The organism is Streptomyces sp. NPDC050509 (genome assembly GCF_044457965.1).
GTDB lineage: Bacteria > Actinomycetota > Actinomycetes > Streptomycetales > Streptomycetaceae > Streptomyces.
In genome coordinates this window covers 67,336-78,766 of sequence record NZ_JBITHL010000019.1, presented here as the reverse complement: position 1 = coordinate 78,766, position 11,431 = coordinate 67,336, and the positions used below count along the sequence as shown (strand labels likewise).

General features: G+C 65.7%; 4 protein-coding genes and 1 pseudogene. All 5 read left to right on the top strand.

Going from position 1 to position 11,431, the window contains the following annotated elements; translation table 11 throughout:
- Positions 1-273: 273 nt before the first annotated feature.
- The 5 genes and pseudogenes from ACIBJC_RS36520 (at position 274) to ACIBJC_RS36500 (ending at position 11,099) form a co-directional block, all read left to right on the top strand.
- Entirely contained in the window at positions 274-8,106 is a 7,833-nt protein-coding gene (locus tag ACIBJC_RS36520; protein WP_399300379.1) for a ricin-type beta-trefoil lectin domain protein, read from the top strand.
- A 2-nt stretch (positions 8,107-8,108) separates the two neighbouring features.
- Positions 8,109-8,528, top strand: a complete 420-nt coding sequence (locus ACIBJC_RS36515) for a hypothetical protein (protein ID WP_399300375.1) — start codon at positions 8,109-8,111, stop codon at positions 8,526-8,528.
- Positions 8,529-8,695: 167 nt separating this feature from the next.
- A pseudogene (locus ACIBJC_RS36510) lies at positions 8,696-8,782 on the top strand (hypothetical protein); the annotation flags it as partial.
- 917 nt (positions 8,783-9,699) lie between these two features.
- Positions 9,700-10,149 (top strand): hypothetical protein, encoded by a 450-nt coding sequence (locus ACIBJC_RS36505; RefSeq protein ID WP_399300372.1) that lies wholly within the window; start codon positions 9,700-9,702, stop codon positions 10,147-10,149.
- Between the two features lie 653 nt (positions 10,150-10,802).
- Complete coding sequence (locus ACIBJC_RS36500) at positions 10,803-11,099, top strand: hypothetical protein (protein WP_399300369.1); 297 nt, start codon at positions 10,803-10,805, stop codon at positions 11,097-11,099.
- Positions 11,100-11,431: the final 332 nt, after the last annotated feature.

The following is an 11,431-nucleotide window of genomic DNA, read 5'->3' as shown; positions in this document are numbered from 1 at the left end:
TGGCGATTCCCGGTTGGTCTGACTCATTGGGCCGTCGAGCGGTGATTTAGCGGTGATTCTCCCGTGAGGGGCATCACAGAGCGTGGCTCGCGCTTCACACAATGCCCTTGAAACCTGTGGCGCTCATGACAGAAGGTGCGGACCGCCTCTGTTGTTTTTTGCATCGCCTGGGTGGGGTCGTCGCGTATGCGTGTTCAAGGTCCACTGTCCTGGCTGGGTCGAAGACGCCTGGTCAGGACGGAATCACAACGACGGAGCCGGCGGCATGCCCGCATGGCGACCGTCCTTCTGCTGTCCACGACGCTGACCGTCACCTGCCTGGGCGGCAGCGCGTTCGCGGTGCCCGGTCCCGGCATGAGCCGGTCGGTCGAGCTGCCCGAACTGCCCGAGAACACCGCGGTCGACGGTGACGAGGAGGCCGACAAGAGCCTCACCACCGCGCCCGAGGTCCCGGTCGATCCGTACACGCCGACCGCCGTCACGCCGTGGACCGAGGACAGCGGCGTCGCGACGCTGACGAAGGACACCGCGCCCGGCACCACCATCCCGGTCGACGACCTGCCGATCGCGGTCGGGGTGCCCGAGGGCGGCGACGCGTCCGCCCTCGCGGGTGACTGGAAGGTGGATCTGGCTCCGCCGACCACGTCCCAGGACGCGGGCGTCTCCGGAATGATCATGCGGGTCACCCCGCCGGCCACCGCCGATCCGGGCGCCCAGATCGCGCTTGCCGTCGACACCACGGCCTTTGCCGACCTCTACGGGCCGCAGGCCGCCGACCGCTTCGGCCTGATGCTGCTGCCCGACTGCGTCCTGGACGCCCCCGACACCGGCGACTGCGCCGCCGAGGGCGCCACGACCATGTCCGGCAAGGCCGAGGAGAAGGCCGAGCGACTGAGCAGCTCGGTCGAGGTGGTCCCGGCGGCCGAGGCGCCCACCCGTAACGCCGCCGCCAAGAAGTCGCCGACCCGCAAGATCCTCTCGGGCTCGGTCCCGGTCGCCGGACTGCTGTCCGGCGACGCGAGCGACGCGAGCGACTCGGGCGAGGCGGCTGACGCGGACGGCTCCGGCGACTCCGGTGACTCGGGCGCGTCCGCCTCCGGCGCGTCCGTCCGTACGGCTTCCACCTCCACCTCCGTCCTCCCGGCCGTCGACGCCTCCGGCCCCCAGGTGGTCGGCGCCCTGGACACCGGCTCCTCCGCCTCCGGCGACTACACCGCCACCCCGCTGCTCTCCTCGGGTTCCTGGTCGGCGGGTTCGTCCTCCGGGGCGTTCACCTACGGCTATCAGGTGCAGGTCCCGGAGTCCGCGGGCGGTCTGACGCCGAAGGTCAACCTGAGTTACTCCTCCCAGTCGGTGGACGGCCGCACCTCAGCGGCCAACAATCAGGCGTCCTGGATCGGCGACGGCTGGGACTACAACCCGGGCTCGATCACCCGTACGTACGCCACCTGCCGCGAGGACTCCAAGAAGTCCGGCTCGAACAACGCCACCCACCGCACCGCGGATCTGTGCTGGGGCTCGAACAACGCCACACTCTCCCTCGGCGGCATGACCACCGAGCTGGTGTGGGACGACGGCAAGTGGACCACCGCCAACGGCGACGGTGCCAAGGTCGAGCAGATCAAGGACGACACCACCGGCAACGGCGCGCGGAAAGGTGAGTACTGGGTCGTCACCACCCGCGACGGCACCCGGTACCACTTCGGCAAGCACAAGCTGCCCGGATGGTCGAGCGGCCGGCCGGTCACCGACTCCGTCCTGACCGTGCCGGTGTACGGCAACCACCCGGACGAGGACTGCTACAAGTCCGGTGACTGGGCGGGGTCCTGGTGCACCCAGGCCTGGCGCTGGAACCTCGACTACGTCGAGAACGTGCACGGCAACGCCATGTCCCTGTGGTGGAAGAAGGAAGAGAACCACTACGCCCGCAACTTCAACTTCAAGGCCCCGGTCCGCTACGACCGCGGCGGCTGGCTCGACCACATCGACTACGGCCAGCGCAACACCAAGGACGGTGTCTTCGCCTCCCCGGCCACCGAACGTGTCTCCTTCGCCGTCGACGAGCGTTGCCTCGCCGAGGGCGCGCTGACCTGCTCGGACGACAATTTCGCCGACAAGGACCCGGGCAAGTACCGCATCTGGTACGACACCCCGGCCGACCTGCGCTGCCAGTCGGGCAAGAAGTGCTGGAATGCCGGACCGTCGTTCTGGACCCGCAAGCGACTGACCACCATCACCACCTCGTCCCAGCGCCTCACCACCACCGACGCCCGCCAGGTGGTCGACAAGTACACCCTCAAGCAGAGCTTCCCGGTCCTGAAGACCGGTGCCAACACGGCCCTGTGGCTGGAGTCGATCCAGCGCACGGGCTACGCCCGGAAGGGCTCGACCGACGACAGCGTCACCCTGAACCCGGTGCGCTTCGAGTCCAACGCCGAGGACATGCCGAACCGCGTGAAGAACGACGCGCGTCCCGGCTTCTCCCGGCTGCGGATCGCGCGCGTCATCAACGAGTACGGCGGCGAGACCGTCGTCACCTACAAGCGGCCTGAAGGACAGTGCGGTTCGGGCGCCGGCCTGCCCGGCAAGAAGGACACCGCGGAGCTGAAGGCCAACACACGCCTGTGCTACCCGTCGTTCTGGCACCCCGACCCCGAGGCCGAGGACATCGACTGGTTCCACAAGTACGTGGTGGACACCATCGAGGAACTCCCCAACGTCGACGGCGCGTTCGCGACACAGACGGCCTACGGCTACAAGAACGCGGGCTGGAGGCTCGCCGAGGCCGAGTTCACCAAGAAGTCCACCCGCACCTACGCGCAGTTCGCGGGCTTCGAGCAGACCACCGTCATCACGGGCGCGGACGAGACGTCCATCGGCAGCAAGAGGTCCAAGTCCGTCACCCGCTACTTCCGCGGCATGGGCGACACCGTCCCGGTCAAGGACATCACCGGCGCCGAGATCGCCAAGGACCGGGAGCCCTTCGCCGGCCGGATCGCCGAGGAGCTGACGTACACCAGCGCCTCCGACGCGGACACCGACTGGCTCTCGCGCAGCGTCACCGTCCCCGAAGCCACCGAACTGGCCAAGCGGGACCGCGACGACGGCCTGAGCCCGCTGCGCGCCTGGCGGGTCACCGAGCCCGAGGAGGTCGCGTACACCCGCTCCTCCGGTACGGGCGACGACACCCGCACCCAGCGGACCGTCAGGTCCACGACGGCCTACGAGCCGACGTACGGCCTGCCCACCCAGGTCGAGTCCCTCGGCGACACCGGCAAGAGCGGCGACGAGTCCTGCACCAGGCTGGAGTACCTCCACCAGAACGCCAGGAACCTCATCGGCCTCACCAAACAGGCCCTGGTCTCCCCGACCACCTGCGCCGCCGCCGACTTCGCCGACCTGTCCACGCTCAGCGGCGGTACGCGCACCGCGTACGACGGCCAGGGCTACGGCACCGCGCTCGCCGCCGGCACGCTCGGTGAGGCCACCCAGACGTGGTCCCTGAACAGCGAGGGCAACGGCTTCCAGAGCGACGGCCGCTCCGAGTTCGACGACGTCGGCCGCGTCGTCAAGCAGTACGACCCGGACGGCAACGCGGGCACGATCACCTACGACCCGCCCACCGGACAGGTCTTCACGGTCACCGAGACCAACGCGGCGGGCCACTCCCAGAAGCAGGAACTGGAGCCCGGCCGCTCGACGGCCCTCCGGACCACGGACGCCAACGGCCAGGTCAGCGAGGCGACATACGACCCGCTGGGCCGCATGTCCGAGGCATGGGGAGCGGGCCGTACCCCGTCCTCCTCGTCCGTCCCGGACTTCCGCGCGACCTACACCATCCCGCGCTACGACGAGAACAACCCCGACCGCAAGCCCCCGTACGTCACCACCCGGGCGCGCGGCCACGAGGACCGGATCGAGACCTCGGTCACCCTCTACGACGGTCTCGGCCGCGAGCGGCAGACACAGGAGGAGGCCGACGGCGGCGGCCACCTGATCACCGACACCCTCTACAACACCTCGGGTGAGGTCTGGCAGACCAACAACGCCTACCTCACGCAGGACGCGAAGCCCGGTGAGCTGTTCACCCCGCTCGCCGACACCGCCGTCCCCAACATCACGCGCTACACGTACGACGGTCTGGGCCGGGTCCTGGCCGAGACCCCGGTCCTGAAGGTCCAGGACGCGCTGACCGGCGAGGCCACCTCGCGGCCGGTCCCGGAGCGGGCCACCCGCTACGAGTACGGTCAGGACTGGTCGAAGGTCGTCAACCCGGCCGGCACCTCCGACTACCGCGTCTACACCGACGCACTCGGCCGCACCTCCCGCGTCGACACCTTCAACCCGGAGGCGCCGGACGGCTTCACCTCGATGCGGTACGCGTACGACCGGCACGGCCGCATGGAGAAGGCGACCAGCTCGGCCGACACCACCCACCCGTGGAGCTGGACGTTCGACCACCGGGGCCGTCAGGTCACGGCGACCGACCCGGACACGGGCACCACGAGGACCACGTACGACGCCCGTGACCGGGTCCTGACCACCAAGAACGCCCGGAACGTCACCGTCTGGAACGGCTACGACCTGCTGTCGCGGCCGACCCAGCAGCGCCTCGACAGCTCCACCGGCAAGCTGCTGGCCGCCTTCGACTACGACAAGGCGCCGGGCGGCAAGGGCATGCCGTACACCGCGACGCGCTACACCGACGGCGAGGCGTACACCCAGAAGGTCGACGGCTACACCAAGGACTACCAGCCGACCTCGACCACCCTCACCCTCCCGCCCTCCCTGAAAACGGCGTGGGGCCTGGAGAGTTCGTACACGTACGGCTACACGTACAACGACAACGGCATGCTCCAGGAGGCGTCGCTTCCGAAGGCCGGCCGGTTCGACGCGGAGAAGCTCGTCGTCCGCTACAACGAGGACGGCAAGCCGCTCTCCCTCTCCGGCAAGGACTGGTACGGCGCCGAGACCGTCTACGACTCCTACGGCCAGGTCCAGCGCTCGACGCTGGGCGCGCAGCCGAACCGGGTGTGGACACAGGCGACGTACGACGAGTCCAGCGGTGAACTGACCGATCAGGCCGTCTATCGCGAGCAGACCGGAGACCGGAGCGTCGTCGCCGGCAACCTCGTCTCCAAGCGGGCCTACACCTACGACCCGTCCGGCAACGTCACCTCGATCCAGGAGCACTCCACGGGCATCGCCGAAAGGCAGTGCTTCACCTACGACCCCCTCGGCCAGCTCAAGACGGCCTGGACCTCCGAGGAGCAGACCGCCTGCACCGCCCCGAAGAACAGCGACGGATCGCTCAACGTGGCGGCGGGCAAGGACAACTCCGGCTACTGGCAGGAGTACGAGTACGACCTGGTCGGCAACCGTAAGAAGCTGACCGAGAAGGACCTGACGGGCGCGACGGCGAAGGACGCGGTCACCTCCTACACGTACGGCAAGGAGAACGGCACCCAGCCGCACACGCTGACGAAGGTCTCGAAGACCTACACCACCCCGGCGGGCGCCCAGGTCAAGGCCGAGGCGGAGCGCCTGTACGAACTCACCGGCGAGACCAGGTCCATCACCTCGTCCCAGAACGGCGACAAGCAGGAACTGTCCTGGACCCATGACGGTCAGGTCGAGCGCATCACCGGCCAGGGCACGGGCGGCAAGACCCCGTACGTCGGCCTGGCGGACAAGTGCCTCGACCTGAAGAGCGGCCTGGCGGCTGACGCCCAGCCGCTCCAGCTCTACCCGTGCAACACGTCCCCGGCGCAGAGTTGGCGCTTCACCCCGACCCCGGGACAGAAGGACGCCGACATCGGCGCGCTGGTCGTTCACGACGACTGGTGCGCCCAGCCGGCCGCCAACACGGCGGGCTCCGCGCTCGGCATCCAGAAGTGCGACGGCAAGGCGGCCCAGGAGCTGCGGCGGACGGCGTCCGGCCAGCTCGTTCACGAGGCATCGGGCGGCCTGTGCGTAACGGTCAAGGACGGGAACGCGGCAGACTCGACGCCCCTCGTGCTGGCCACGTGCGCGACGGGCAAGGCTGAACAGCAATGGTCCGCACAGAACGACACCCGCTACATCTACGGCCCCGACGGCAGCCGACTCCTCTCCATCAAGGGCAAGCAGGCCACGCTCGCCCTCGGCGACACCGAGATCACGGTCGCGGCGGGCGGCGCGCTGATCCACACACAGCGTACCTACGCGGCGCCGGGCGGCGCGGTCATGCGGTACGCGAACGGCGAGGGCGCCGAGCAGTTGGTCGCGCTGGCGGGTGACCACCAGGGCAGCACGTACGCCGAGGTCGCGCTGAACAGCACGAACACGGTCCGGATCCGCAAGCAGGACCCGTTCGGCAACCAGCGTGGCACCAGTACGGTCGGCGCCAACCTCCAGTCGCACACGGGCTTCCTGGGCGCGACCCGTGACGACTCCTCCGGCTTCCAGCCGCTGGGCGCGCGTCTGTACGACCCGCTGGTGGGCCGCTTCCTGTCGGCGGACCCGGTCCTGGACCTGAACGACGTCCTCCAGTCCAACGGCTACACCTACGCCCACAACAACCCCGTCACGATGTCCGACCCGACGGGCCTGGCCATCTCCCTGACGGCATCGGAGCGCGCGGCGGCCCTGGCCGGCGCGGGCCTCTCGGCGGCCCAGGTCTCCCAGGCCCAGGCCATGATGGGCAAGTCCCTCACCTCGGTGATCCTCGCGGTGGCGTGGGACACCCTGAAGGACTTCATCGGCATCAACGACGCGATGTCGTGCTTCGGCGGCGACATGTGGTCGTGCGGCAGCCTGATCATCGGGGCGATCCCCTGGAGCAAGCTGGGCAAGATCCCCTCGGTGCTGAAAGCCGTCGACCGCACCATCAACGCCGTCATGGCCTTCCGTACGGCCAAGAAGGCGGCGGAACTGGTCCTGAAGGCGGCGAAGGCGGCGGAAGCGGCGGCGCTGCGGGCCAAGAAGGCGGCGATCGAGAAGGCGAAGAAGGAAGCCGCCCAGAGAGCCAAGAAAAAGGCGGCGGAACAGGCGAAGAGAATCGCCGACCGGGCCGCGGCCCAAGCCAAGAAAACCGGCAACGCGGTCCAGAAACAGGCCCAGGCCAAGGCCGCCCCGAAGGTCTCCACCCACAAGGCCTCCAGCGGCGGCGGCGCCTCCAAGGCCGGCGGCTCCAAGCCGGGCGGCAGCTCCGGAGGCTCCTCCCGTACCAAGGGCGGCTCCAGCGGCAGCGGCGGCTCCGGCAAGGCCGACGGGGGCGGCGGGGGCGGCTCCTGTGAGGTCGACAACAGCTTCGTGGCGGGTACGAAGGTCCTGATGGCCGACGGCACCACGAAGCCGATCGAGCAGGTGAGGACGGGCGACAAGGTCGTCGCGACCGACCCGAGAACGGGCGAGACCCGTATCGAGACGGTCACGGCCGAGATCAAGGGCCAGGGCCTGAAGAACCTGGTCGAGGTCGTCATCGACACCGACGGCGAGAAGGGCACGAAAACCGCCGAGGTAACGGCGACGGACGGCCACCCCTTCTGGGTCCCCGAACTCGGCGAATGGATCGACGCCACCGACCTGAAACCAGGCCAGTGGCTGCGCACGGGCGCGGGCACGCTCGTCCAGATCACGGCAGTCGAACACCGCACCGTCCCGGACGAAACGGTCTACAACCTCACCGTCGGCGACCTCCACACGTACTATGTGCTGGCAGGCACCACGTCGATACTTGTTCACAACTGCAACGATGGATATGCGGATGTCTACTTCGACGACGTCGAGGGACACGCGTCCGTCTCGGTTACGCATGGAGACACGACGATGCACACCGAGGCAGGTTCGCAGCCAGGATCGAGTTCGGTTCCTGGTGTCCGCACTCGGCCCCACTCGCCCGGCACGATTGTTGTCAGGGTCCCGCTTCCCAACGCAAGGAATGCGCAGCGAGCTCAGTATGCTATGGAGGATGTCAATCTCGGTCCACACGACAACGATACGAACAACTGTGTGACTTATTGCGCGAGAATCTTGAGGGCTGGTGGAGTGGAGGTGCCAGCCAATGGCTCTCAGAATATCGCCGGTTGGCTACTCAATTCTTCCCATCCGCAGAGGAGGCTCTAGTCGTGGCAGCTGATGGTTGGGAGTCACTCAAGGGCCAGCCTCCGAACTGGGAAGCACCCGAGCAGTTGCGAGGCCCCACGGCTTCAACGGCGATCAATCTTGCTGTTCAGATGATGGGCAGCAACATGATCGGCAACGACGTGATCGAGGTTGTTGCGGAGTTCGTTTCCACCAAAGCCCGAATTGAGTTGTGGATGGGGCATCGTGAACCCTCTCTGACGCTTGGCCAGAAGTTTACTGTTGGTCGGGCCAGTTCGGAGGGGCTGCGAATCGCTTATGAATCCTGGGTCAATTATGAAAGAGCATACGACTTGGCGGGCGGGAAGGTATCGCAAGTCAACCAGGAGAAGCACGCGCTCATCGGTGCCGTTCGTGAGGCTACTGCCATCCTCGCTCGCGCGAAAGCTGACTGCGAGGCTTGAGTCGGCCGGGCGTCCGGGTGTGCTTCTCCGTCATGGTTTGCACTGTCGCTAATGTGAAGTTCCACCAGGTGTGCTTCGGTGGGGCTTCAGAGCGCCGTGACGGCAGTAGTTGACGGCAACGGCGGCGGACACCAGGTGGCGTCCGCCGCCGTTGCCGTACCGTCCCGGACGAAACGGTCTACAACCTCACCGTCGGGGACCTCCACACGTACTATGTGCTGGCGGGCGCCACCCCGGTCCTCGTTCACAACTGCGATGTAGACCCCCAGAGTTCTCCTGGAGGGAAGAACGGCGCTGCCGTTAGCATCAAGCAGGTGAAAATGGCGCTGGGTAGGGCTGACATGAGCGTTGCCCAGTACGACATCGTGCACGTGCCGGAGATCAGCACCGCTGGAGATGGCCTGCCTGCTTACGCGAACAGTCCGCACGACGGTAATGGAAGGCCGAATCTTGGCCCGCGAGGACGTCCGGTAATCCAGATTTCCAACATGGGACTGGCTGATATGGATACCGCCCCGTGGCCACGATCTTCCACGAGATCTACCATCACCGGATGTACGCCACTTGGCCAGGCTCAATGGGTGGAACAGAGTCCGCGGCGGAGACATTCGGGCAAGCTATGCTCGGCGTTTTCAGGCGAAGGACGGGTTCATGATTCAGGTAACGCGCTTCACACCCTCGGAAATCGAGGCTCTCGGGCGAGAGCGAAATTTCCTCCGGGATCAGTCAGAGTGGCTTTGCCCTTCGTGCGGAGAAGTTTCGGTTCGCACCTACCTCAGAAATACGAAACACGCGGATCGTCCTGCTGTGATCAGTTACACATGGTGTGCTGCTTGTCGCAAGATGGCTAGCTCAACTGGTCCTCTGCCGCCCGGTCTGATCATCTCGGATCCATGGCGGGAATTGGACCCGGCAGCGTGGGAACAGTTCGATGCGAGCCTGCCCAGGTTCTTCGCTAGGATCGACCGGCTATGGGAGGACGGTGTGCTGCCACAAAGCATCGTCTGGCGGCGGCAGTAGGGAGCCGATCACGCCGTAACATGAGCAAACAGAAGCCCCGCCAGGACACTTGGATTCGAGGAGTCGTCGCAACACGTGATCACTGATGTGTTGTGAGGCAGGCGATCATGGACGCGATAGCTGGTGCCATGGGCAGGCAGGTGAGGTCCAGATGAATGGCGACGCAGAATTCTTCGAATTGGTTTTCGACATGTCCCTCCCTGCTTGTCTGGTCGAATCGATCAAAGATTGCAGCTGGATGAGTCTGGCCAATTCCCCTAGAATTGAGGCAGTGTTCGGTCAGGCCTCCGTCCGTCCCGGATTCCATTCAATTTCCGGAATGACCGGAATGACGAAGTGGTGGCGTGAAGAGCTCGATGAAGAAACTCTGCAGTGCTACTTCGGTACGTCCGAGGAGTGTGCCGCACCCGGCTATATGTCACGAATGAAGACCGTGATAATCGGGAACCTTGGACCAGATCTTCCTTTCGTTCTGGATTACAGGGAATCTTCTGTAGATCCAAGCGTGGCCTTTCTGGGGGAAGGGGATTCTTGGCAGAGGATTTCCGAGAACGTGTGTGACCTGATTCTCGCGCTCGACCCGCAGCGGGCCGATTCCTGACCTTGGATGAAGATTACGTAAGGAACGACGGCATCAACGGAAATGAACTCAAGGCGTGTGGAAGAGGGCGATCTCTGGGGCGCGGGTAGCTCTGCAGGGTGGCTTGGTCGGTGATGCACCTGGCTGCGTTCAGCCGGGCAGAGGTTCCCGGCCCGGATCTCAGCCCGGGAAACTCCGCCCCACCCACTGTCAGCACAGCTCCAGCGCCACCGATGCCACCAGCGCGATACCGGCCGCGACCCAGGGCGCCGTCGTTCCCGCCAGGCGCGGCCGAGAAGTTCTTTGATGGGTATGTGTACGAGATTCGTGGGGCACCGGGCGGAATCGATGTGAACGAGCGATGGGTGGCATGAACCCGAATGCCCACGAGGCGGAGATAGGCTTCGAAAGCGGAATTCCATGGGCGCATGTGAGCCGAATCTGGAAGAAGGATGAGTGGGGTGAGATCGACTTCGACTACGATGAGCCAATTTGGGAGAGGTAGCGATCCACTCCGGTCGATTGGGGAAAGGCTTGGAAGGTTCAGAGGCTCAAGGGCGACCGCGTGCTATGGGTGTGACATAACCCTGGGTGATGTCACACGCCTGGAGTCGTTTCTCATGGCGCGAACTGCGGGACTTGCCCAGGCGGAGCGTGGATCTGACGAGCGGCAAATGGCGCGCACAGTCAGAAGTGCCCTGCATCACCTCGTGGTCACGCTTCAAACTTCTCTGTCTTTCTCGGATCGGGGCAATGAAGCACAGCCATTGGTGCGCATGCGGGTCGCAGTGTCATGGAACGCCCTGTGGGCGCTGGTATCTTCATGGAAGTGGCATGAAGAGTACGATCTGGAGCGATGGCGCTCCGTCAAGTACTGGGATGAAAATCAAAAGGAAGAATTTGAAAAGTGTTTGGCTGATGAATTTTCCAGGGGTCAGCGCCGTGAGATCTCGGGGAATGATGGCCAATAAGCACTGAAGGTGCTGTGCATGTTTAGGAAATAAGTCGCGCCAATCTTCCCTGCTCTGGTAGAGGGGAGTTTCGAAGCCCCGCCGGGTTCCGATTCCGGTGGGGCTTCTGGGCGCTTGACGGCAACGCTGACTGCAACATCAGCGGACGACGGAGGCGGTCGACCAGGGCCCGTCCACGGACGGCGACGCAGGCCGCGAAGACACCGATCCGGCAGTTGTCGATCTTTCCGGAAGTCCCCGTGTACTGCCTCGGCATCCCGGCCGGCATCGGCGTCCCCAGCGGGCACTGTTGAGTAGATGCTGCGCCCTGGCAGGGCAGGGCTGTTCCAAAG

Bases quoted from the DNA above. Each gene is read 5' to 3' on its own strand.
- ACIBJC_RS36520 (WP_399300379.1), top strand. From the start codon at position 274: ATGGCGACCGTCCTTCTGCTGTCCACGACGCTGACCGTCACCTGCCTG.
- ACIBJC_RS36505 (WP_399300372.1), top strand. From the start codon at position 9,700: ATGAATGGCGACGCAGAATTCTTCGAATTGGTTTTCGACATGTCCCTC.
- ACIBJC_RS36500 (WP_399300369.1), top strand. From the start codon at position 10,803: ATGGCGCGCACAGTCAGAAGTGCCCTGCATCACCTCGTGGTCACGCTT.